Source organism: Clostridium sp. JN-1 (assembly GCF_003718715.1).
Taxonomy (GTDB): Bacteria; Bacillota; Clostridia; order Clostridiales; family Clostridiaceae; genus Clostridium_AV.
Map to the genome: position 1 here is coordinate 580,298 of NZ_CP033465.1, position 23,239 is coordinate 603,536.

The following is a 23,239-nucleotide window of genomic DNA, read 5'->3' on the forward strand; positions in this document are numbered from 1 at the left end:
TTTGGTTACAAAACATACCTCTTTATTGGCTAATAAGTGAAGGGGTTAATTAAAAAAAATGAAGGGAGTAAAAAGATATGGAGGCAAATGTAAACAAAGAAATGCAAGAGGAAATGGTTGGTGTTCTTACAGCAATAAGTATTGTATCTAAGAGATTAGCTACAAGATTAATAGAACAAAGTGAAAAAGAAAATAAGAAAGGAGAAGTAAAGCATGAACAAAACTAAAATAATTCAAGACATTATAGTAAATCTAAAGGGTATTACTGGGAGTTTAGAAACTTTAACAAAAGTATTAAATGAACCAGTAAATTCACAAGAAGTAGAAGGAAAAGAAAATGCAGTAAAAGAGTCTAATGTTAAAGAAAATAAAGAAGATTCACAAGCGCAAAAACAACCAACTCTAGAAGAAGTAAGAGCAGCTATGGCTGAGAAAAATCGTGAAGGACATAGAGAAGAAGTTAAAGCAATTATAGTAAAGTATGGAGCAAATAAGTTAACTGCACTTGAGCCAAAGTGCTATGCAGATGTACTTAAGGAAGTTGGTGAAATAAAATGAGTGGTTCTTATAATGAGCATTCTAAATTTTCACCTTCAGCAGCTCATAGAATTTTAGCTTGTACACCTTCAATGCTTTTAGAACAGCAGTTTCCAAATGAGACAAGCACTTATGCAGAAGAAGGAACTGCGGCACATGATCTCGCTGAACATAAGTTAAAGAAAGCTTTAAAAATGAGGTCAAGAAAACCTGTTAGTAAGTATGATTCAGATGAAATGGACGAGTATACAGATACTTATGTAGAATACTGTTTAGGAATTATAGAAAAGGCTAAGGAAAATTGCAAGGACCTTCAGATTTTAATTGAGCAAAAGTTAGATTTTAGTGACTATGTTGAAGGTGGCTTTGGAACTGGAGACCTTGTGATAGCTGGAACAGGTACACTTCATGTTATAGATTTTAAATATGGTAGAGGAGTTATAGTATCTGCAGAAAAAAATCCACAGATGATGCTTTATGCATTAGGTGCTTTATCTTTATTTGATATGCTTTATGACATTGAAAAAGTTACTATGACTATAGTTCAGCCAAGAGTAGATAACTTTTCTACTTATGAAATAACCGTAGAAGAACTTCTCAAGTGGGCAGAAGAGGAACTAAAACCAAAAGCAGAATTAGCATTAAAAGGCGAAGGGGAATTTTGTCCAGGAGAACATTGTAGGTTTTGCAAAGCTAAAAATCAGTGTAGAGCTAGAGCAGTTAAAAATTTAGAACTTTTAAAATATGAATTTTCAGACCCAACATTACTTTCAGATGATGAAATAGCTGAAATTATGGGAGTTGCAGAAGAACTTTCTAAGTGGGCAAGTGATATTTATACCTATGCTACAGCACTTGCTATTAATGAAGGCAAAAATTGGGATGGATTTAAACTTGTAGAAGGAAGGACTAGAAGAAAATATACAGATGAACAATCTGTAGCTGAAGCTGCAAAGGGTGCTGGATATAGTGATATTTATAAGAAGAACTTAATTTCCATAACTGAGATGGAAAAGTTAATGGGAAAGAAAAAGTTTAAGGATATCTTAGGTTCTTTTGTAGAAAAGCCAAAGGGTAAATTAACATTAGTTTTAGATACAGATAAAAGAAATGCAGTAGATGTAGTAGCTGCAGAGTTTCAAGTTGAAGAATAATATACAGCTTAAAATAGCTGAATTTAAAATATTAGGAGGATTTTGTTATGAGTAAAAATTCAAAAGTGGTAATACCAGGGAGATTAAGTTATACAAATCTATTTGAGGCAAAAAGTATTAATGGAAGTGAGCCTAAGTATAGTGTTTCTATAATTATACCTAAAGGTGATAAGAAAACTTTAACTATGATTCAAAAGGCTGTTGAAGATGCTAAAAAAGAAGGTATAGGTAAGTTTGGAGGAAAGATTCCTAAAAACTTAAAAACTCCACTAAGAGATGGAGATATTGACAGACCAGATGATCCAGCATATGAAAACAGCTATTTTATAAATACAAATTCAAAAGATGCACCTCAGATTGTAGATAAAAGAATACAGCCAATTCTTGATAGAAGTGAAGTTTATAGTGGATGTTATGGAAAGGTAAGTGTTAATTTTTATGCCTTTAATGTAAATGGAAATCGTGGAATTGCAGCAGGTCTTGGTAATGTTCAAAAGCTTAGAGATGGGGAATCTTTAGGTGGTCATAGTAGAGCAGAGGATGACTTTGAAATTGAAGAAGAAGATGATGATTTTATGTCATAAAAATAAAATAACTTTTATGCAGGTAGAGCCTTATTGGCTCTTTGCCTTGCATAAGGAGGTAATGAAAAATTGAAAATATTATCTATAGATATAGAAACTTTTTCTGATGTTGATATTAGTAAATGTGGTGTGTATCGTTATGCTGATAGTGTAAACTTTGATATTTTGTTATTTGGATACAGTATAGATGGTGGACCAGTAGAAGTAGTAGATATGGCTAGTGGAGAAAAACTGCCACAGTTTATTATAGATGCAATAATTGATGATAATGTTATAAAAACAGCTTTTAATGCTCAGTTTGAAAGGATTTGTTTAATGACATACCTTTCAAGATTATTAAATAAAAATATATACCTTCATCCATCTTCATGGAGTTGTACAGAGGTACAGGCTTCAATGCTAGGATTACCACTTAGTTTAGCAGGAGTAGGCAAAGTGTTAAAACTTGATGAGCAGAAAATGGATGAAGGTAAAGCATTAATTAGATATTTTTGTACACCTTGTAGAGCTACTGCAGCTAATGGAGGAAGAACAAGGAATATGCCAAAGGATGCTCCAGAAAAATGGGAGTTATTTAAAAAGTATAATGTTAGAGATGTTCAAGTGGAACTTGCCATTCGTGAGAAGTTAAAGAAGTATCCTATACCAGAAAGAGAGCAAGAATTTTATGTACTAGATCAGAAAATAAATGATCTTGGATTATTAGTAGATAAAAAATTAGAGGAAGAAGCTATTTCTTGTGATAGGCAGTTTACAGTTGCTGCTACAGAAAAAGCCTATGAGTTAACAGGACTTGAAAATCCAAACTCTGTAGCACAGCTGAAAGGATGGTTAAAAGAACGTGGAGTTAAAGTGGAGAGCCTTTCAAAAAAAGCCGTAACGGATTTAGTGGAAGAAACAGAAGGAGAAGTTGCTGAAGCTTTAAAGTTAAGACTTTTAATGGCTAAAACTAGTGTGAAAAAATATGAAGCTATAGAAAGAGCAGTTTGCTCTGATGGCAGGGTTCATGGATTATTTCAATTTTATGGTGCAAATAGAACTGGCAGGTGGAGTGGGCGTTTAGTTCAGTTCCAAAACCTACCTCAAAATCATCTTAAGGATTTAACTCTTGCAAGAGATTTAATAAAAGAAGGTAGATTTGAAGATGTAGAACTTTTATTTGGAAATACACCTAGTGTGTTATCTGAACTTATTAGAACTAATTTTATTCCTAAAGAAAAGTATCGTTTTATAGTAGCAGATTTTTCAGCAATAGAAGCAAGAGTAATTTCATGGCTTGCTGGTGAAAAATGGAGACTTGATGTCTTTGCATCACATGGAAAAATATATGAAGCAGCTGCATCTATGATGTTTCATGTACCTATTGAAAGCATTACTAAAGGAAGTCCTTTAAGGCAGAAAGGGAAAATATCAGAATTGGCTTGTGGATATGGCGGCGGTGTTGGTGCATTAAAATCTATGGGAGCTTTAGATATGGGAGTTGAGGAATCTGAACTTCAAGGGCTTATTGATAATTGGAGAACTGCAAATCCTCATATTGTGAAGTTTTGGTGGGATGTTGATAAGGTAGCTATTAAAGCAGTAAAGGAAAGAGGCATAGCATCTACCCATGGTATTATTTTTACCTATAAAAGTGGAATGTTATTTGTTACTTTGCCATCTGGAAGAAATCTTGTTTATGTAAAACCTAGGATTGGATTAAATAAATTTGGTAGAGAAGGACTTACTTATGAAGGCATTGGAGCAACAAAAAAGTGGGAGAGGATAGAAACTTATGGACCTAAAATTGTAGAAAATATTGTGCAAGCAACGTCAAGAGATTTATTAGCAGAAGCCATGCTTAGATTAGATAAAGCAGGGTATAAAATAGTTGCCCACGTACATGATGAAGCTATATGTGAAGTGCCTATAGGAGAAGGTTCTGTAGAAGAAATGTGTGCAATTATGGCAGAATCACCTAAATGGGTAAAAGGGTTACCCTTAAAAGCAGATGGCTATGAATGCAATTTTTATATGAAAGATTAAGTATGTACTTAACAAAAGGAAAGTACAACATAGAGAAAATATAGGAAGAAAGAGGAGGTAACAGTATCATGAATTTTGTTATTTCAACTGGCAATAGCCGTAAAGATAAATTATGGAAAAAACAATCAGTAACTTGGGAGGAGTTCGCACAAAAACTCTCCCATACAACTGTTACAAGTGAAACCCAAGCAGAGTATAGAAAAATGAAAAAATTTCAGCAGGATAATGTAAAAGATGTAGGTGGTTTTGTAGCAGGAGAACTTAAAGATGGTAGGCGTAAAAAAGAAAATGTTTTATCACGTTCCATGTTAACCTTAGATATGGATTATGCAGATGATGCAGAAGTAATAACCTCAGATATTGAAATGTTATATGATTATGCTTGTTGTATTTATTCTACTCATAAGCATAGCAAAGATAAGCCAAGGCTTAGAATTATTATTCCTTTATCAAAAACTGTAAATGCAGATGAGTATCAAGCTATATCACGAATGATAGCAAAGCAAATTGGTATTGAATTATTTGATGATACTACTTATGAACCAAATAGGTTGATGTATTTTCCTAGCACCTCATCTGATGGAGAGTATTTCTTTAAAGTTATTAATGGAGAATTTTTAAATCCTGATAATATTCTCTCTTTATATAAAGATTGGAAGGATACATCTTCATGGCCTGTATCTTCAAGGCAAACAGCTATTATTGAAAAGACTATGAAAAAGCAGGAAAATCCTTTAAAGAAACAAGGTATGGTAGGAGCATTTTGCAGAAGTTACGCAATTATAGAAGCTATAGAAACTTTTTTATCAGATATTTATGCACCTAGTATTATTCCAGATAGGTATGATTATATTCCTGCTGATTCTGCAGCTGGAGTTATTATTTATGATAATAAATATGCATATTCTCATCATGCTACAGATCCAGCCTGCAACAAACTTTTAAATGCATTTGACCTTGTAAGAATTCACCTTTATGGAGATATGGATGAAGATGCAGATGAAAAGAAACAATTACCATCTTATAAAGCAATGGTGGAATTTTGCAGAGAAGATGAAAAGGTGAAAAGGCAACTTTCAAAAGAACGTGAAGAAGAGGCTTTGGAAGAATTTAAAAATGATAATGAGTGGGAGCTTAATTTAGAACTTAATAAAAATGGAACAGTTAAAGATACTCTTATTAACATAACAGAAATATTTCGTCATGACAGTATGTTTGAATCTATTGCTTATAATGAGTTATCTCATACCATAGATGTTAATGGAGAACTTCCATGGAAACAAGTAAAAAAGGGATGGAATGATTCAGACCTTTCTTATGCCAAAGTGTATTTAGATAAGAAATATGGTATTTGGTCTCCAGGAAAGTTCAAAGATGCACTACTTGCAGGAGCATCAGAAAGAGCATTTCATCCAATTAAGGATTATTTTAATTCACTACCTAATTGGGATAAAGAAGAAAGATTAGATACACTTCTTATTGATTATTTTGATGCTGAAGATAATTTTTATACAAAAGAAGTTATGAGAAAAACTTTAGTTGCAGCAGTAGCTAGAATATATGAACCAGGCATAAAGTTTGATTATGTCTTAATTTTAAATGGCAATCAAGGTATTGGAAAATCTACGTTCTTTTCTAAGCTTGCAGGAAAATGGTTTTCTGACAGTTTAACTATATCAGATATGAGAGATAAAGCGGCTGCAGAAAAACTTCAAGGATACTGGATTTTAGAACTTGGAGAGCTTGCAGGTCTTAGAAAAATGGATGTTGAAACAGTTAAATCCTTTATAACTAGAACAGATGATAAGTTTAGACAAAGCTATGGAGTAACTGTTGAAAACCATCCAAGACAGTGCATTATAGTTGGAACTACTAATGCAGAAAAAGGCTTTTTAAGAGATGTTACAGGTAACAGAAGATTTTGGCCCGTTCAGGTTAAATTAGGTAAAAAGAGTGTTTGGGAAGATATTACACAAAATGAAGTTAATCAAATTTGGGCAGAGGCAATTGTAAAGTATAAAGCAGGAGAAGAACTAACCTTAAAAGGAGAATCAGCAGTAATGGCTTATCAGCATCAGCAAGAGGCTATGGAAGAAGATGATCGTGAAGGTCTTGTTAGAGATTATTTAAATACACTTTTACCAGATAATTGGGATAATATGGACTTATTTCAAAGGCGTAATTTTTTAGTAGGTGACAGCGAATTTGGAGCTGAAACTTTAGTAGGTACTGTAAAAAGAGAGAGGGTATGCATTCAAGAGATTTGGTGTGAATGTTTTGGTAAAAAGAAAGAAGATATAAAAAGAAGTGATTCTTTTGAAATACAAGGTATTTTAGTAAAAATAGGAGGGTGGAAGCGTTATAGGGGTAATAAATTTGGTAAAATGAGAATTCCTATTTATGGTCCGCAGTTAACATATATAAGAGATGAAAACTAAAGCAGATTTACAAGAACTAAATAATTGTTTCTAAGATACTTAAGATTAAAACAGGTACATTTTAAAAACTTGTACTAAAGACAGATAAAACAAAGGCTTATTATATATTAGTTCTTATGTTCTTATCTCTATTATAGAGTATGTATGTATATTATATATAGAGTATATAGGGTACGCATGTATATATACGCACGCGTAAGAGTTTAAAACCCTAAGAAACAGCCTTTAAGAACAAAAGATGGAAGGTAAAAATCATAATCTCAGCTATAGAAAAAAGCATGGGAGGTAAAAAAGTTATGAGAGAAAAAGATATAGAGAAGATATTAATTAGAAAAGTGAAAACAAGAGGTGGACTAGCATTAAAGTTTATTTCTCCGAGTGTCAATGGAGTGCCAGATCGTTTGGTGCTCCTACCTAAAAGTAAAATAGCATTTGTAGAATTAAAAGCACCTGGAAAGAAAATGAGACCTCTTCAGATAAAAAGAAAAACACAATTAGAATCATTAGGATTTTTAGTTTATTGCATAGATAGGAAAGAAGAGATAGAAGGTGTTATAGATGAAATTGAAAAAAGTAGATTATAAGCCACATGGATATCAAGCTTTTTCAACAGAATTTATATTAAAACATAAATCAGCAGGACTTTTCTTAGAATGTGGTCTTGGCAAAAGTGTAATTACTTTAACTGCAATTGTAGAACTTATGTATAATATGTTTGATGTTTCAAAAGTTTTAGTAATTGCACCACTTAGAGTAGCTGACACTACATGGCAAGATGAAATAGAAAAGTGGGAGCATCTAAAATATTTAAAGCTTTCAAAGATATTAGGAAGTAAGAAAAATAGGATAATGGCACTTTATAAAAAGGCAGATATTTATACCATCAACAGAGAGAATGTTCCATGGCTTGTGGATTTTTATAAAAATGATTGGCCCTTTGATATGGTAGTTATTGATGAACTTTCAAGTTTTAAATCTCCATCGGCTAAAAGGTTTAAAGCATTAAAGAAAGTAAGACATAAAATTAAAAGAATTGTAGGTCTTACTGGAACACCTGCACCAAATGGTTTATTAAATATTTGGAGTCAGATTTATCTTTTAGATGGTGGAGAGAGACTGGGAAGAACCTTTACTGGCTACCGCAACAGATATTTTCATCCACAAAAATATATAAATGGAGTTATTCCAGCAGATTATGTTATTAATGAAGATGCAGAAAAAAGGATATATGAGAAAATTTCAGATATATGCATTAGCATGAAGGCTCTTGATTATTTAAAAATGCCAGAGTGTATTTTTAATAAAGTTATGGTGGAACTATCAGAAAAAGATATGAAACTATATCGTAAGCTTGAAAGAGATTTATTATTACCTTTTGAGGATAGTGATGTTGATGCAAAAAATGCAGCAGTACTTTCTAATAAACTTCTGCAAATGGCAAGTGGTGCTGTTTATGATGAGTTTGGTGATGTTAAACTTATTCATGATAAAAAATTAGATGCACTAGAAGATTTAATAGAAGCAGCTAATGGTAAACCAGTTCTTGTGTATTATGGATTCAAACATGATAAAGATAGAATTAAGGAACGTTTTGAGGTAGAAGAAATTAATACTTCAGAAGATATTGCAAGGTGGAATGAAGGAAAAATACAAATTGCTTTATGTCATCCAGCATCTACAGGACATGGGCTTAATCTTCAAGAAGGAGGATGTACAATTATTTGGTTTAGTCTTACTTGGAGCTTAGAACTTTATCAGCAAGCCAATGCAAGATTATATAGACAAGGACAAAAGCACACTGTGGTGATTCACCATATCATAGCAAAATATACAGTAGATGAAAAAGTTATACAAGCTTTAGAAAATAAAGATACAAGTCAAACTGCTTTAATTGATGCAGTTAAAGCAAGAATTAAAAAGCAGGAAGGGAGAGCCTAATATGAATGCAAAAGAATATTTATCACAAGCTGTTTGGCTTGATAAAAGAATAGATAGTAAACTTGAGCAATTAGAATCCTTAAAGAGTTTAGCCATGAAAGTAAATACAGATATTACACAAGAAAGAGTATCAGGCGGACCTAATAGTAAAAGTCCAATGGAAAATGTAATGGTAAAGGTTATTGATTTAGAATATGAGATTAATAAAGATATTGATAAACTGGTGGATCTCAAGAAAGAAATTATGGAAACTATAAATAAACTTAGTGATTTGAATTACCAGTTGCTTTTAGAGATGAGATATATTAATGGTAGGTGCTGGGATGATATAGCAACATCTATGGGATATGATAGAAGTTCAATATTTAGAATTCATGGAAAAGCATTAAAAGAAATAGATAAATTAAAAGTTGCGACTAAATGAGACTAAATAAGACTGAATGCCACCCAGTATAAGTGATATAATATAAAGTGTAAAAGCATAGAAAAATTAAGAGCACCATATGCTGTAGTATATGCCGATGTTATATCGATTCGATTCTTAGGAAACGCAGCATTCTTGATAACAAAGCCCTTGGAGGTAAAACTCTGGAGGGTTTTTTCTATGCATAAAAATAAAGGATGGTGAAATAAAGTGCCAATGAAACCATTAAAACCTTGTAGGCATCCAGGATGCCCTGAACTTACAAAGAATAAATATTGTGAAAAACATATGAATTTACATAGAAATAAAAGAGAAAGTGCTGGAAGACGTGGCTACGATAGCAGATGGAATAAGATTAGAAAGATATTTCTAAAAAATAATCCTATATGTGTTGAGTGTAAAAAACAAGGTAGGATAACAAAGGCTACAGTAGTTGATCATATTATTCCTCATAGAGGAGATTATAAATTGTTTTGGGATAAGAGCAACTGGCAACCTTTGTGTAAAAAGTGTCATGATAAGAAGACAATGACAGAAGATAGGTATCAAGAATTTAAATATTAAAGAATAATTAGGTGTAAATAAAAATAATTATATAGTATATCAATTATTTTGAGGGTGTTTTCTTGGAATCTAGGAAGCGAGATATTATAGAATTAGTAAACAGGGCAAAAGAAGAAATTGAAAAAATTAAGAAAAGTAGCATAGAAAACAAAGAAACTATTGATGAAATTAATAGTTTAAAAGTAAAATTAAAAGAAATAGAGGATGCATTAAAACCAAATCAACAAAACATAAAACGTAGGATAGCTAGTTTGAATTCAATATTAGAAGAACTATCAGATATAAAGTCCGATATAGTTTTAAGTATGGAAGAAGAGATGTTTAATGTTATTGGAAAAAATTTATTAGATGGTATGGTACTTGAAAAAGTTGTAAACACTGAAAATTTAAAATCAATTATTTTTAAAGATGAAGAAGTTGGGAACATAGAGATCTTGGAAGATTGTAGACCTGATATTAAAATTAAAGTTAAGGTATATAATAACGTTGACGAGTTTACAGTACAGGACCCATTTAAAATGTATAGTATAATTTCATTTATAAATACTAAGTTTAATTATAAACAAGAATAATAAATATTAGGGTGAATGAGATTTTTTTATGGGTAGGGGGGTTCAAACCTCTAAAGAGGACATGCCAAGGACCGCCGCCCCCTCACGTGTGAATTTTCGCAGAATTAAACAAGGGGGATAGGCAAAAATCGCATAATATAAAGTTTAAATTAAGTAGCTACAAGTGTTGTGGTTACTTTTTTTATTGCGTAAAGATTTAATATTTAATGAAAGGAGCAACTCATATGACAAGTGATGAAAAAGAAAAAATAAGAGAACTAAGATTAAAAGGTATGGGATATAAAAAAATTGCTAACTTTTTAAATCTAACTAGAGATAGCGTTAGAGGGTTTTGTAAGCGTAATGGGTTAGAAGGAAATTCATGTGTTGTTGCTCTAAATTTTGAAGAAAAGATGAAAAGAAATTTACTTTGCGTCTATTGTGATAAACCCTTAAAGCAAAATGGTAAAGGCAGAATTAGAAGATTTTGCTCTGATGATTGTAGAAGAAAATGGTGGAATGAAAATCAAGATAAAAGAAATAGAAAAGAAACAGCATTTTATAAATATACCTGTGCTTACTGTGGAAAAGAATTTAGTGCTTATGGAAATAAAAATAGAAAATACTGTAGCCACAACTGCTACATTAAAGATAGATTTTGGAGGGATGAGGAAAATGGAATTTAAGAAATTAAAAATTTCAGATTTAGTTCCTGCTGCATATAATCCTAGAAAAAAATTAAAACCAGGAGATAAAGAATTTGATAAAATTAAAAGCAGCATAAATGAATTTGGATATGTTGAGCCTATTATTGTAAATTCTGATATGACAATTATAGGAGGACATCAAAGAGTTTCAGTTTTAAAAACATTAGGTTATGAAGATATAGATTGCATTGTAATAGATATTGATAAAACCAAAGAAAAAGCACTAAATATTGCTCTTAATAAGATTACTGGTGAATGGAACAAAGAATTACTTGCTGATTTAATAAAGGATCTACAGGAAATTGATTATGATGTAGAGTTTACAGGTTTTGAGCCACCAGAAATTGATGAACTTTTTAATGAACTTCATCCTAAAGGTGTGAAAGAAGATGGTTTTGATGAAGCACCACCAGAAGTTCCAATAACAAAGAATGGTGATATTTGGTTGCTTGGAAGACATCGGTTAATATGCGGTGATAGCACAAAACTTGAAACATATGAAAAACTTATGGAAGGAAAGAAAGCAAATTTAGTTGTAACAGACCCTCCGTACAATGTTTCCTATGAAGGAGCAGCAGGAAAAATTCAAAATGATAACATGGAAGATAAAAAGTTTTATGAATTTCTTCTTAATGCTTATAAGGGTATGTATGAAAGTCTTGCAGACGGAGGTTCTATTTATGTATTTCATGCTGATAGGGAAACAGTTAATTTTAGAGTAGCTTTTAAAGATGCAGGATTCTTTTGTCATCAAACTTGTATATGGATAAAGAATTCTCCAGTATTAGGACGTTGTGATTATCAATATAATCATGAGCCTGTACTTGTAGGATGGAAACCTACTGCAGGACATAAATTTTACGGAGATAGAAAGCAAAGGACCACTTGGAATTTTGACAGACCTACAAAATCAAAATATCATCCAACAATGAAGCCAATAGCTTTAGTTGCATATCCAATTACAAATTCAAGTTTAACAAATTCTATTGTGCTAGATCCTTTTGGAGGAAGTGGTTCAACTCTTATAGCTTGTGAGCAGACAGATAGAATTTGCTATACTATAGAACTTGATGAAAAATATGCTGATGTTATTGTTAAGAGATATATAGGACAAGTAGATAGTGATGAAGTCATATTTCTTATAAGAAATGGTGAAAAAATTTCTTATAAAGATATTGAAAAAAGTGAATAAAACCCTTGCTATATGTGTGCTTTAGAGTGATATATGTATGTAACGAAAACACACATGGAGGTTTAAAAATGAGAGCATTATTTGGAAGAAAGGTTTTAAATTTAAAGGAACTTAACTACCTTACAAAAGAAGCTAAGAAAGATGGAATGAAAGGAGAACTTTACGAAGTTACAAAAGAAATAAAATTAAGTGATGAGGAATTCAAAGAATTTGCAAAAGACTTTTGCAGAGATCAAAATTGGATAACAAAAGAAGATGGTGGATGCAATTCAAAAGGGGAATTAAGATGCATAAGAGTTAAAAATACAAAAACAAATAAAAGTATCTTAGTAGATTCAGAAGGTTATGATTATCCAAGATACACAGCAATAGAAAAGTAGAAATTAAGCCACCTAAAGGGTGGTTTTTCTTATGCTGTAATTATAGAAATTAGTCCATAAAAAATATATATTTTATTTGATAGAATCTTGCATATATAACTGGATATACACACCTTTCAGAGGTAATATGTACACTACCAAAAGGTAATAAACACACTTTGAAAGGAGTAGAAAAGAATTGAAGAACCAAACAATTGGTGTAGAAATTGAAATGACAGGAATTACAAGAGAAAAAGCTTCAAAAGTTATTTCAAAATTTCTAAATGGAGAAATCGAAAGAAACTATGATAGTTATGATACCTATAAGGTAACAGCACCAGATAAAAGAATCTGGAAAATAATGAGTGATGCAAGTATTGAAACAATGAAAAAAGAAAAGGGTACACTTATTTCAGCAGATAAAAGTTATAGTGTAGAACTTGTAACGCCTATTCTAAAGTATGAAGATATTGAAATCTTGCAAGAACTTATAAGAAAGCTTAGACATGCAGGAGCAGTTAGCGAAAGTAAGCTGAAATGTGGAATTCATATTCATATAGGTGCAAAAGGACATACTCCAAATACTTTAAAGAATCTAGTTAATCTTATAGCAGCAAAGGAAGATTTAATTTATAAAAGCCTTGAAATTGATCCAGCTAGGGTTAAATATTGCAAAAAGGTTAATAATCATTTGATGGAAACTATAAATAAAAAGAAACCTAAGAATTTAAAGGAGCTTGCAGATATTTGGTATAGCGATTATGGCGTTGAGAATAGGAGAAGGCACTACCATACAAGCAGATATCATGGACTAAATTTACATAGTACTTTTACAAAAGGAACTATTGAGTTTAGACTTTTTAATGGGACTATGCACGCAGGAAAAATTAGAAGTTACATAGTTTTTTGCTTAGCCATTAGCCACCAAGCATTAAAACAAAAAAGTGCAAGTGCAAAACGTACCAATACTGATAATGAAAAATATACCTTTAGGTGTTGGCTTCTTAGACTTGGGCTTATAGGAGATGAATTTAAAAATTGCAGAATGCACCTTATGAAATCTCTTGATGGAGATTCAGCATTTAGAACACCAAGGATTGCTTGAAAATAGAAATCACTTGAAAGTTTTATAGATTCCAAATTAAAAATAAACTAAAGTAGCGGAGGTTATTTATGGATAAATTTTTTACACAAAAAACTTGTGATAGATGTGGTGGTTCTTTAGGAAATGGAAGGATCATGTCAATGTTTAATACCGAGTGCATTTGCATGGAGTGCCATAAAAAAGAAAAACAAGATAAGGATTATGAAAAGGCAGTTAAGGCGGACCATGAAGAAATTAAAAAAGGTAACTATAATTACAAAGGCATAAGAGGTAAATAATTAGAAAATTATATGAAGAACTTACTAAATTACAGTAGGTTCTTTTTTGTTATAGATTTTAAAGATTGGAGGTGAAAACTATGGCACAAAGGGGAAGAAAACCAAAACCAACTGCAATTAAAATCATTGAAGGTAATCCAGGTAAAAGACCATTAAATAAAAATGAACCTAAACCAGAAAAGAAAGCGCCAAGATGCCCAAGTTGGTTAGAAGATGATGCAAAAAAAGAATGGAGAAGAATGGCAAAGCAAATGGAGCACCTAGGTACTTTAACAGAAATAGATATGGCAGCATTTGCAGGATATTGCCAGGCTTATGCAAGGTGGAAGGAAGCTGAGGAGTTTGTTACAAAACATGGTGCTATAGTAAAAACTCCATCTGGTTATTGGCAGCAAGTACCACAGGTTTCAATAGCACAAACTTATTTGAAAATAATGAATAAGTTTTGTGAACAATTTGGTCTTACTCCATCTTCAAGAAGTAGAATTATTACAGATTCAAATGAAAATGAAGATGACAAGATGGAATTATTGCTATTTAAGGGTGGTGGCAAGAATGTATGATGCAGCAAAGGCACAATATGTTGTTGATTTTATAAATTGTTTAAAACACACAAAAGGCAGATGGAAGGGACAAAACTTTGACCTTCTTTCATGGCAGGACAAAATTATAAGAGATATTTTTGGAAACATAAAGCCTAATGGATACAGGCAATATAATACAGCCTATGTTGAAATACCAAAAAAGAATGGTAAATCAGAACTTGCAGCAGCAGTTGCCCTATATATGACTTGCGGAGATAATGAATGGGGAGCAGAAGTTTATGGATGTGCTTCAGATAGGCAACAAGCGTCTATAGTTTTTGATGTAGCTGTTGATATGGTAGAACAATGTCCGGCTTTAAAAAGAAGGATAAAACCTATAATGTCAGTTAAAAGATTAGTCTTTAAACCTACAAATAGTTATTATCAAGTATTATCAGCAGAAGCTTACACAAAGCATGGTTTAAATGTTCATGCAGTTATATTTGATGAACTCCATAGTCAGCCAAACAGAGGACTATTTGATGTTATGACTAAGGGAAGTGGAGATGCTAGAACTCAACCCTTATTCTTTTTAATAACTACAGCAGGAACAGATAGAAATTCTATATGTTTTGAGCAACACCAAAAGGCTATGGATATTATAGAAGGCAGAAAAATAGATTCTACTTTTTATCCTGTTATATATGGAATTAAAGATGAGGATGATTGGACATCAGAAGAAAACTGGTATAAAGCTAATCCATCACTTGGACACACTATTGATATAGAAAAAGTTAGAAATGCTTTTAATAGTGCAAAAGAAAATCCAGCTGAAGAAAATATATTTAGGCAATTAAGGCTTAATCAATGGGTAAAACAATCCACTCGTTGGATGCCAATGGATAAATGGGACGAGTGTGATTCTAATATAGATATAGATTCACTAAAAGGCAGAGAATGTTATGGAGGACTTGACCTTTCAAGTACTACAGATATTACTGCTTTTGTTTTGGTTTTTCCACCAAGAAATGATGCTGAAAAATATATAGTTTTACCTTTCTTTTGGATACCAGAAGATAACTTAAAACTAAGAGTAAGAAGGGATCATGTACCATATGATGTGTGGGAGAAACAAGGATTTATAAAAACAACGGAAGGTAATGTTGTTCATTATGGATTCATAGAAACTTTTATCGAAGAATTAGGAATTAAATATAACATAAAAGAAATAGCTTTTGACCGCTGGGGAGCTATTCAAATGGTGCAAAATCTTGATGGTATGGGCTTTACAGTAGTACCATTCGGACAAGGATATAAAGATATGTCCCCACCATCAAAAGAATTAATGAAATTAACATTAGAAGAAAGAATAGCACATGGAGGAAATCCAGTACTTAGATGGATGATGGATAATATATTTATAAAGCAAGACCCAGCAGGAAACATAAAGCCTGATAAAGAGAAAAGTACAGAAAAAATTGATGGTGCAGTTGCTTTAATAATGGCTTTGGATAGAAGTATTAGAAATGGTGGAATTGGTGGTAGTGTTTATGATGAGAGAGGAATTTTAATTTTATGAATGATGTGGTATTATTTTACTATATACGTTTAAAAAAGAGATATGTTAATTAATAAACTTGTAAATTTGTGAATATGTATAGGAGTGAAATGATGCTGAATAATCTATTAAAAAAAGATGAAGAGATTAATACTGATGCTGATGCTAGTCTTAAAGGAATAGGGTTACAAAAATTAAGAGCGGTAGAGAGATTGTTACGAGCACTTATTGATGGAAAAAAAGCAGTTCTCTGTACTATTGAATACATAGATGATGTACTTGAAGTGGATATAAGCAATGAAAAAATATCTTATACAACAGAGCAAAACAAGTCTTATTCTTCATTGTTTTCAATAAATAGCCATGAAGTTAAGAACTCCTTAAGAATATTTTTTGATAATTGGAGGGGAATTACAGAAGATTCAGAATGTATTCAGTTTGTTTTTTATACAAATACTAAGATTGCTAAAGAAAATAAAGTTGGAGTATTAAAAAAAGTAGAAGAAGATTTACCCAAAGAGCCTTTATTAAAATTATTAGCGGATAAAAACTACGATAAAGCTCTTCCATTTGTATTGCCCGTATTTAAAGAGTACTATCTTGAACAACATAAAAAGCATACACAAAATATTAATACTTATGAGCAACTTTTAAATTCTATGACTGGTGAGCAGTGGAAAAAGTTTTTTGATTTAATTGAATGGAATTTTGGAGAAGGAGACGAGAATGAAGTTCGCAAAAATGTTTATGAGACAGTTAGTAAACTTTGCTCTCAGTACAGCATAGAAGTTAAATTCGTTGATAAAATTATTGCATCATTATTAGATATGATAGAATCTAGAACTTTTGAAAAAGATTTTTTACGTAGAGTTGTACATGTTGCAGAAGTAAAACTTTTATTTCTTGATTTTGCACGAGATGCAAAGGTTGTTGAAAAAATAGATCCAACACATTTGAAGTGGGATTCAGTTAAGTGCGATGATGTAAGGGACATAAATGATAAAATTTTAGAAGTTAGTCCAGCATACGATAAGGATATGTTAGAAGAATTGGAAGAAGAATATATTGATGGAGCTTTTGAACAGAAACATTATCCTGAAATAAGAGAAATTAAGGCTTATAACTATAGGGTTTATGTAGTATGTAGAAAAATAGTAAGACGAGCTATTAAAGAAAAAAAGACTAATTTTACACAAGATGAGATTAATGAGATTTTGGATAACTTAACTGATGAAGCAGAAAAACTTATTATAGATAAATCTAAGACATATAGAGTGCCGTTTAAGGATAGGGACATGGTTAGAAAAACTATACTATTACTTTTTCAAGAATGTTATCTAGCATTTGATGAGAGGAGAGGCGTAAATGAATAGTAAAAAAAGAATGATGTTTATTTTAGAAGAAGATTATTATTTTATTACAATTAAAATTCTCTCAATATTAAAGGCTTTAGAATGTGAAGTGAAACCTTTCGAAGATTACAGAAGGTTAGGAATTATATTTGAATTTATAAAGAATGATAACAATTTTTATTTTTTTAACAAACTTATAAAAGGCGAAAAACAGGATATATTTGATAATGAAAAAGCTATAAAAATATTTTGTGATTCAAAATTAGATATATCAGTAATAAAGAGAGTACTGTTTTTCTTAGAAAAACAGGATATTGTAAAACTTCAAAAAAACACTAAAAGCAGTAACATTGATGTTTTATTACTAAATAATAAAGATATTAATAATTTAATAAAAAGTGGAGTTCTAAAAGATGATTTAGAAAAGAGCTTAGTAATAAAACGAGCAATTAAAAGGTTAAGAAGTCTTAAGATAGACACTTTACAGACTAAGATATTTGGATATAGTGAGGTAACAAAATGGGAAATTTAGCTGTTAGAAAAGTTGTATATAATGGGAAAAAATATTATTTTGAGTCACCTTATTTAGAAGATGGGATTGTTATATTAGAGGGAGTAAATGGACATGGAAAAAGTACATTTATGAATTTAATATATTATGGATTAGGTGGTAAAGTACCCGGATTTAATAAAAATGATAAGGATGCTAATAATAAGCATACAGAAATTTATAATGACGAAGATAATTATGTTGAACTAGAGGTTGAAATAAACAATAAAAAATATGAACTTACAAGAACGATAGGTGATAACATCATATTTATTGTAGATGAAGATAAAAATGTAACTGAAACTTGTGTTTTTAGAAACCAGACAGATAAAGATACGAAGGTATTTTCAGATTGGATTTTGGGTACTCTAGGTATTAATGTTTTTGATATAGTTCAAGGGACTAGGAGCTTTAAACTAAACTTTTCAGATTTAATGAGACTTATTTATCATGACCAATTGACAGAGGTTGATAAAATATATAAAGAAGCTGACAATTCAAACTTTTTATCAGATTCTTTAGAAATTAGAAAAGCTATTTTTGAAGTATTGTTGGGTAAAATATATAATAAATATTATTCAGCATTGGGAAATTATAAACTTAAGTCTAAAGAACTTGAAAAAAATCAAGCGATAATGGATAGCTATGATGACTTTTTAAATGAAATTTTGAGCGAAGATTTATCAAATGTAGTTCATATCAAGGCTTTAATTGTTGAAAATGAAAATATGCGTAAAAAAGTAAATGCTGAAAGAAACATTGCAATTAGTCAGAAAGGTAGTTCTAATCAAATCTTAAAGTCTGTAGATGAACAAAGAAATATTTTAGCTAAATATCAAAGTGAAAGAGATACTTTAATTCAAGCTAAGAGTGCTATAAATCAATCCATTGATAAAATAATATTTCTCATTGATGAGGCGGAAAAAGAATTACAGGAAATAGAAAAAATTCGGCTTGTAAATAAAAAATTAAAATTATTTTCGCCTAATACATGTCCTTATTGTTTAAGAGATGTTGAAAGAATAAAAGGAAAATGTATTTGTGGTGAAGATGTTGATGAAGAGCAGTATGAAAAGTTTTTTTACACAGATCACGAATATTTTGATATTTTAAAAGTTAAGAAGAAGGCTATTAGTTCATTAAGTAATTTGCTTGATAAAAAAAATTATAAGATGAAAAATATAGTTTCAGAAACAGTAACTCTGGATAATAAAATTCTAAATGTAAAGAACTATATCAATGAATTAATGCAAAACATCACATGTGACTATAATTCAGCATATATTAGACAGTTAGATAACAGGGAATGTGAATTGAATGCAAAAATTATTGAATTACAGCAGGCAGAGGAATTGGCTCAAAAAAGAGAAAATATTAGTGTCGAATTAATAAAGTTGCGTAAGCAGGTTGAATCTCTAAAAATTGAAACAGAGGTATATCTGAGTGCAGCAAAAGAGGATATGTTAAACAGAAAAAGTAGCTTTAGCGATATCTATCTTCAACTGATGAAATTAGCGGATGCTCACTGCTATGCAGCATATATTGGTGACGATTATATGCCTAATATTAATTTTAGCCAATATCGTGAGAGGAGTGCATCTGTTCCCAAAAGGCTAATGTTTTTTTTAACTATGTTAATTCAAAGTTTACAAACTGAAGTAAATTTTCCTAAATTTCTTATGATAGATACTCCCAATAAAGAGGGAATTGATAAGGAAAATTTAATTAAAAATATTACATTGTTATCAAAAGCGAACGAAGTAAAAACACAATCGGAGATAAAATATCAGATTATTTTAACTACAGGAATAGATACCTATCCTGACGAATATAAAGATTTGGTGTTTTTAAAGTTAGACGATCAAAAATACTTACTAAAAGAGAAAAATGATATATAAAAAAGCATCTCATTGAGGTGCTTTTTTTATGCCCATTTTTAGGAGGTGTTCAAAATTAAAATATCAATATTTAAAAGAAAATCAAGAGATAAGCCTAAAAATACTTTTATAGGTTCTGCATATAGTTTTTTCTTCGGTGGAACATCTAGTGGCAAAGTTGCTAATGAAAGAACCGCAATGCAAACTACTGCAGTTTATGCTTGTGTTAGAATTCTTGCAGAGTCTATTGCTTCACTTCCACTTCATCTTTATAAATATAGTGAAGATGGTGGGAAAAATAAAGCTATAAATCAATCTTTATATTATTTATTACATGATGAGCCAAACCCAGAGATGACTTCATTTGTGTTTAGAGAAACACTTATGAGTCATCTTTTATTATGGGGAAATGCTTATGCGCAAATTATAAGAGATGGTAGAAATAAAATTTTAGCCATGTATCCGCTACTGCCTAATAAAATTACTGTAAATAGAGCAGATAATGGTGAGATTTATTATATTTATACCAAGAATAATGATGATGGAAAAGGATATGGTCAAGTTATTTTAAGAGATTATGAAGTGCTTCATATTTCAGGACTTGGGTTTGATGGATTAATAGGATATTCTCCAATTGCTATGGCTAAAAATGCGGTTGGAATGTGTATAGCTTGTGAGGAATATGGAGCAAGTTTCTTTGCAAATGGAGCAAATCCAGGAGGTGTACTTGAACATCCAGGAGTAGTTAAAGATCCTAAAAGAGTAAGGGATAGTTGGAATGAAGTATATAAAGGCACAGAAAATGCACATAAAATTGCTGTACTTGAGGAAGGGATGAAGTTTCAAAGTATAGGAATTCCACCAGATCAAGCACAGTTTTTAGAGACGAGGAAATTTCAGTTAGATGAAATTGCTCGTCTTTTTCGTATTCCACCACATATGATTGGGGATTTAGATAGATCTAGTTTTTCGAACATAGAGCAGCAAAGTCTTGAGTTTGTAAAATATACTTTAAACCCTTGGGTAATTAGATGGGAACAGGCTATACAAAAATCATTATTAAGTCCAAAAGAAAAAGGAAAATATTTTGTAAAGTTTAATGTAGATGGTTTACTTCGTGGAGATTATGAAAGCAGAATGAGGGGTTATGCAGTTGGCAGACAAAATGGATGGCTATCTTCAAATGATATAAGAGAACTTGAAGATATGAATCCAATTCCAATTGATGAAGGAGGAGATTTATATCTTGTAAATGGAAATATGACAAAGTTAAAAGAGGCAGGTGCATTTGCAAATAAAAGAAATGGAGGGGATAAATCATGAAAAAGAAATTCTGGAATTGGGTTAAGAATGAAGGAAGTAGGACTCTATATTTAGATGGTGCTATTGCAGAGGAAACTTGGTATGGAGATGAAGTAACTCCTAAAGAATTTAAAGCAGAATTAATAAGTGATGATGGGGATATAACAGTTTGGATTAATTCACCAGGTGGAGATGTATTTGCAGCATCACAAATTTATAATATGCTAATGGACTATAGTGGAAATGTAACTGTTAAAATTGATGGACTTGCAGCAAGTGCAGCTTCAGTAATTGCAATGGCAGGAAGCGAAGTTGAAATATCTCCTGTTGCAATGTTGATGATTCACAACCCCATGACAATTGTAAGTGGAGATACAAAAGAAATGAATAAGGCTATAGATATGTTAAATGAAGTAAAAGAGAGCATTATCAATGCTTATGAATTAAAAACAGGACTTAAAAGAAATAAAATAGCAAGTCTTATGGATGCTGAAAGTTGGTTCAATGCAAAGAAAGCTGTGGAACTTGGATTTGCAGACAAAATAATGTTTGAAGATAAAGAAGATATTAAAGATTTAAAAGGTGAAGTATTTAGTAAAAACATAACTAATAAAGCACTTTTAAATAAACTTTCTACAAATAGTAATGAATCAAAAATATCAATTGAAAATCTAGATAAAAGACTAGAACTTTTAAAATATTAAGGAGGACTACAGAATGAATAAGATATTAGAATTAAGAGAAAAAAGAGCAAAGATATGGGAAGATGCTAAAAAGTTTTTAGATAGCAAAAGAAATAAAAGTGGATTTATTTCAGCTGAAGACACTGAAACTTATGAAAAGATGGAAGCCGATGTTGTTAACTTAGGAAAAGAAATAAATAGACTTGAGAGGCAAGTAGCACTTGATTTGGAACTTTCAAAGGCAACTTCAACTGCTATTAGAAATATTCCTAATGGAAATTTAAGTGGTGAAACAAAAACAGGCAGGGCAACAGATGAATATAAAAAAGCCTTCTGGAGGGCTATGAAAAATAAAAATAGCTTAGATATTCAAAATGCACTTCAAGTAGGTACAGATAGTGAAGGTGGATATCTTGTGCCAGATGAATTTGAAAAAACATTAATTGAGAGTTTAGAAGAACAAAATATATTTAGACAGCTTGCAAATGTAATAACTACATCTTCAGGAGATAAGAAAATACCAGTAGTTGCATCTAAAGGAACAGCATCTTGGGTAGATGAAGAAGGTGCAATTCCAGAATCAGATGATGCATTTAGTCAGGTTTCAATAGGAGCATATAAATTAGCTACTATGATTAAGGTTTCAGAAGAACTTCTTAATGATAGTATTTTTAATTTAGAGAGTTATATAGCAAAGGAATTTGCAAGAAGAATTGGAGCGAAAGAAGAAGAAGCATTCTTTATAGGGGATGGTACTGGAAAGCCTACAGGAATATTTAATGCAACTGGGGGAGCAAGTCTTGGGGTTACAGCAACAAGTGCTACAGCTATTACATTAGATGAGATTATTGATTTATTTTATTCCTTAAAATCACCTTATAGAAAAAATGCTGTATTTACTATGAATGATGCAACAGTAAAGGCTATAAGAAAACTTAAGGATTCTAATGGACAATATTTATGGCAGCCATCTGTTACAGCAGGGGAGCCGGATACTGTTTTGAATAGACCAGTAAAAACTTCTGCTTATGTACCAACATTAGGAGCAGGAGCAAAACCTATAGCTTTTGGAGATTTTAGTTACTATTGGGTAGCAGATAGACAAGGTAGATCATTCCAAAGATTAAATGAACTATATGCAGCAACAGGACAAGTTGGATTTAAGGCAACTCAAAGAGTTGATGGTAAGTTAATACTTCCTGAGGCTATTAAAGTTCTACAAATGAAAGACAAATAGAAATCTAAAGAGGTGAGTGTATTTTGGTGGTAACTTTAGAAGAAACAAAACTTTACTTAAGAATAGATGGTGATGAGGAAAATACACTCATCACTAAATTTATTTTAACAGCTGAAGAACTGTGTGAAAATATTTTGAGATATAAGTTAACAGAGCTTGAAATAATACCTGAAGCAGTAAGACAAGCAATTTTATATGCTGTAGCAAATATGTATGAGATGCGTGAAACTTTTGACGTGAAATCAGTAATTGAAACCATGACAAGACTTTTATTTTTTTATAGAAGAGAGAGTTGGTGAT

General features: G+C 31.3%; 25 protein-coding genes. All 25 read left to right on the plus strand.

Annotation, left to right across the window (positions count from 1 at the left end; translation table 11 throughout):
* The first annotated feature begins 77 nt into the window (after positions 1–77).
* The 25 genes from EBB51_RS13600 to EBB51_RS02960 all read left to right on the plus strand — a co-directional run bounded on the left by EBB51_RS13600 (position 78) and on the right by EBB51_RS02960 (position 23,238).
* Complete coding sequence (locus EBB51_RS13600; protein ID WP_164468663.1) at positions 78–227, plus strand: hypothetical protein; 150 nt, start codon at positions 78–80, stop codon at positions 225–227.
* A complete protein-coding gene (locus EBB51_RS02845; protein WP_123053062.1) occupies positions 214–558 on the plus strand; it encodes a hypothetical protein in 345 nt (114 codons plus the stop codon). The genes EBB51_RS13600 and EBB51_RS02845 overlap by 14 nt, the downstream gene beginning before the upstream one ends.
* Positions 555–1,691 carry a DUF2800 domain-containing protein gene (locus tag EBB51_RS02850; RefSeq protein WP_123053063.1) on the plus strand — a complete coding sequence of 379 codons (1,137 nt, stop codon included), beginning with the start codon at positions 555–557 and terminating at the stop codon, positions 1,689–1,691. The genes EBB51_RS02845 and EBB51_RS02850 overlap by 4 nt, the downstream gene beginning before the upstream one ends.
* Positions 1,692–1,738: 47 nt before the next feature.
* Positions 1,739–2,275, plus strand: a complete 537-nt coding sequence (locus tag EBB51_RS02855) for a DUF2815 family protein (RefSeq protein WP_123053064.1) — start codon at positions 1,739–1,741, stop codon at positions 2,273–2,275.
* Positions 2,276–2,344: 69 nt separating this feature from the next.
* Positions 2,345–4,300, plus strand: a complete 1,956-nt coding sequence (locus EBB51_RS02860; protein ID WP_123053065.1) for a DNA polymerase — start codon at positions 2,345–2,347, stop codon at positions 4,298–4,300.
* Positions 4,301–4,368: 68 nt separating this feature from the next.
* Positions 4,369–6,738 carry a virulence-associated E family protein gene (locus EBB51_RS02865; RefSeq protein WP_123053066.1) on the plus strand — a complete coding sequence of 790 codons (2,370 nt, stop codon included), beginning with the start codon at positions 4,369–4,371 and terminating at the stop codon, positions 6,736–6,738.
* Positions 6,739–7,034: 296 nt separating this feature from the next.
* The gene (locus EBB51_RS02870) at positions 7,035–7,322 is read left to right on the plus strand and encodes a VRR-NUC domain-containing protein (protein ID WP_190285312.1); all 288 of its coding nucleotides are present in this window, start codon (positions 7,035–7,037) and stop codon (positions 7,320–7,322) included.
* Entirely contained in the window at positions 7,297–8,676 is a 1,380-nt protein-coding gene (locus EBB51_RS02875; RefSeq protein WP_123053068.1) for a DEAD/DEAH box helicase, read from the plus strand. Before EBB51_RS02870 ends, EBB51_RS02875 begins: the two co-directional genes overlap by 26 nt.
* Position 8,677: 1 nt before the next feature.
* The gene (locus EBB51_RS02880) at positions 8,678–9,100 is read left to right on the plus strand and encodes a DUF1492 domain-containing protein (RefSeq protein WP_123053069.1); all 423 of its coding nucleotides are present in this window, start codon (positions 8,678–8,680) and stop codon (positions 9,098–9,100) included.
* A gap of 210 nt (positions 9,101–9,310) precedes the next feature.
* Entirely contained in the window at positions 9,311–9,664 is a 354-nt protein-coding gene (locus EBB51_RS02885) for an HNH endonuclease signature motif containing protein (protein WP_123053070.1), read from the plus strand.
* A gap of 62 nt (positions 9,665–9,726) precedes the next feature.
* Complete coding sequence (locus EBB51_RS02890; protein ID WP_123053071.1) at positions 9,727–10,236, plus strand: hypothetical protein; 510 nt, start codon at positions 9,727–9,729, stop codon at positions 10,234–10,236.
* 224 nt (positions 10,237–10,460) lie between these two features.
* Positions 10,461–10,901, plus strand: coding sequence for an RNA polymerase subunit sigma-70 (locus tag EBB51_RS02895; protein WP_123053072.1), 441 nt, complete (start codon positions 10,461–10,463; stop codon positions 10,899–10,901).
* The gene (locus EBB51_RS02900; RefSeq protein ID WP_123053073.1) at positions 10,891–12,114 is read left to right on the plus strand and encodes a site-specific DNA-methyltransferase; all 1,224 of its coding nucleotides are present in this window, start codon (positions 10,891–10,893) and stop codon (positions 12,112–12,114) included. The genes EBB51_RS02895 and EBB51_RS02900 overlap by 11 nt, the downstream gene beginning before the upstream one ends.
* 68 nt (positions 12,115–12,182) lie before the next feature.
* Complete coding sequence (locus EBB51_RS02905; protein WP_123053074.1) at positions 12,183–12,494, plus strand: DUF6329 domain-containing protein; 312 nt, start codon at positions 12,183–12,185, stop codon at positions 12,492–12,494.
* A gap of 178 nt (positions 12,495–12,672) precedes the next feature.
* The gene (locus EBB51_RS02910; protein ID WP_123053075.1) at positions 12,673–13,578 is read left to right on the plus strand and encodes an amidoligase family protein; all 906 of its coding nucleotides are present in this window, start codon (positions 12,673–12,675) and stop codon (positions 13,576–13,578) included.
* Between the two features lie 68 nt (positions 13,579–13,646).
* On the plus strand, positions 13,647–13,856 hold the full coding sequence (locus EBB51_RS02915; RefSeq protein WP_123053076.1) for a gamma-glutamylcyclotransferase: 210 nt from the start codon (positions 13,647–13,649) through the stop codon (positions 13,854–13,856).
* Between the two features lie 80 nt (positions 13,857–13,936).
* Positions 13,937–14,419 (plus strand): phage terminase small subunit P27 family, encoded by a 483-nt coding sequence (locus EBB51_RS02920; RefSeq protein ID WP_069678882.1) that lies wholly within the window; start codon positions 13,937–13,939, stop codon positions 14,417–14,419.
* Complete coding sequence (locus EBB51_RS02925) at positions 14,412–15,959, plus strand: terminase TerL endonuclease subunit (protein ID WP_123053077.1); 1,548 nt, start codon at positions 14,412–14,414, stop codon at positions 15,957–15,959. The genes EBB51_RS02920 and EBB51_RS02925 overlap by 8 nt, the downstream gene beginning before the upstream one ends.
* Before the next feature lie 92 nt (positions 15,960–16,051).
* A complete protein-coding gene (locus EBB51_RS02930; RefSeq protein WP_123053078.1) occupies positions 16,052–17,311 on the plus strand; it encodes a hypothetical protein in 1,260 nt (419 codons plus the stop codon).
* Positions 17,304–17,822, plus strand: coding sequence for a hypothetical protein (locus tag EBB51_RS02935; protein WP_123053079.1), 519 nt, complete (start codon positions 17,304–17,306; stop codon positions 17,820–17,822). The genes EBB51_RS02930 and EBB51_RS02935 overlap by 8 nt, the downstream gene beginning before the upstream one ends.
* Positions 17,810–19,738: an AAA family ATPase gene (locus EBB51_RS02940; RefSeq protein ID WP_123053080.1), complete on the plus strand. Its 1,929-nt coding sequence runs from the start codon at positions 17,810–17,812 to the stop codon at positions 19,736–19,738. The genes EBB51_RS02935 and EBB51_RS02940 overlap by 13 nt, the downstream gene beginning before the upstream one ends.
* 60 nt (positions 19,739–19,798) lie before the next feature.
* Complete coding sequence (locus EBB51_RS02945) at positions 19,799–21,040, plus strand: phage portal protein (RefSeq protein WP_123054962.1); 1,242 nt, start codon at positions 19,799–19,801, stop codon at positions 21,038–21,040.
* The gene (locus EBB51_RS02950) at positions 21,037–21,723 is read left to right on the plus strand and encodes a head maturation protease, ClpP-related (protein WP_123053081.1); all 687 of its coding nucleotides are present in this window, start codon (positions 21,037–21,039) and stop codon (positions 21,721–21,723) included. Before EBB51_RS02945 ends, EBB51_RS02950 begins: the two co-directional genes overlap by 4 nt.
* Positions 21,724–21,736: 13 nt before the next feature.
* Positions 21,737–22,939, plus strand: a complete 1,203-nt coding sequence (locus EBB51_RS02955) for a phage major capsid protein (RefSeq protein WP_123053082.1) — start codon at positions 21,737–21,739, stop codon at positions 22,937–22,939.
* 23 nt (positions 22,940–22,962) lie between these two features.
* A complete protein-coding gene (locus EBB51_RS02960) occupies positions 22,963–23,238 on the plus strand; it encodes a head-tail connector protein (protein WP_123053083.1) in 276 nt (91 codons plus the stop codon).
* Position 23,239: the final 1 nt, after the last annotated feature.

Excerpts from the sequence above, each read along its gene's own strand:
- EBB51_RS02880 (WP_123053069.1), top strand. The coding sequence starts at position 8,678 with ATGAATGCAAAAGAATATTTATCACAAGCTGTTTGGCTTGATAAAAGA.
- EBB51_RS02925 (WP_123053077.1), top strand. The coding sequence starts at position 14,412 with ATGTATGATGCAGCAAAGGCACAATATGTTGTTGATTTTATAAATTGT.
- EBB51_RS02875 (WP_123053068.1), top strand. The coding sequence starts at position 7,297 with ATGAAATTGAAAAAAGTAGATTATAAGCCACATGGATATCAAGCTTTT.
- EBB51_RS02940 (WP_123053080.1), top strand. The coding sequence starts at position 17,810 with ATGGGAAATTTAGCTGTTAGAAAAGTTGTATATAATGGGAAAAAATAT.
- EBB51_RS02915 (WP_123053076.1), top strand. The coding sequence starts at position 13,647 with ATGGATAAATTTTTTACACAAAAAACTTGTGATAGATGTGGTGGTTCT.
- EBB51_RS02955 (WP_123053082.1), top strand. The coding sequence starts at position 21,737 with ATGAATAAGATATTAGAATTAAGAGAAAAAAGAGCAAAGATATGGGAA.
- EBB51_RS02930 (WP_123053078.1), top strand. The coding sequence starts at position 16,052 with ATGCTGAATAATCTATTAAAAAAAGATGAAGAGATTAATACTGATGCT.
- EBB51_RS02905 (WP_123053074.1), top strand. The coding sequence starts at position 12,183 with ATGAGAGCATTATTTGGAAGAAAGGTTTTAAATTTAAAGGAACTTAAC.
- EBB51_RS02935 (WP_123053079.1), top strand. The coding sequence starts at position 17,304 with ATGAATAGTAAAAAAAGAATGATGTTTATTTTAGAAGAAGATTATTAT.
- EBB51_RS02950 (WP_123053081.1), top strand. The coding sequence starts at position 21,037 with ATGAAAAAGAAATTCTGGAATTGGGTTAAGAATGAAGGAAGTAGGACT.
- EBB51_RS02850 (WP_123053063.1), top strand. The coding sequence starts at position 555 with ATGAGTGGTTCTTATAATGAGCATTCTAAATTTTCACCTTCAGCAGCT.
- EBB51_RS02855 (WP_123053064.1), top strand. The coding sequence starts at position 1,739 with ATGAGTAAAAATTCAAAAGTGGTAATACCAGGGAGATTAAGTTATACA.
- EBB51_RS02865 (WP_123053066.1), top strand. The coding sequence starts at position 4,369 with ATGAATTTTGTTATTTCAACTGGCAATAGCCGTAAAGATAAATTATGG.
- EBB51_RS02870 (WP_190285312.1), top strand. The coding sequence starts at position 7,035 with ATGAGAGAAAAAGATATAGAGAAGATATTAATTAGAAAAGTGAAAACA.
- EBB51_RS02900 (WP_123053073.1), top strand. The coding sequence starts at position 10,891 with ATGGAATTTAAGAAATTAAAAATTTCAGATTTAGTTCCTGCTGCATAT.
- EBB51_RS13600 (WP_164468663.1), top strand. The coding sequence starts at position 78 with ATGGAGGCAAATGTAAACAAAGAAATGCAAGAGGAAATGGTTGGTGTT.
- EBB51_RS02920 (WP_069678882.1), top strand. The coding sequence starts at position 13,937 with ATGGCACAAAGGGGAAGAAAACCAAAACCAACTGCAATTAAAATCATT.
- EBB51_RS02845 (WP_123053062.1), top strand. The coding sequence starts at position 214 with ATGAACAAAACTAAAATAATTCAAGACATTATAGTAAATCTAAAGGGT.
- EBB51_RS02895 (WP_123053072.1), top strand. The coding sequence starts at position 10,461 with ATGACAAGTGATGAAAAAGAAAAAATAAGAGAACTAAGATTAAAAGGT.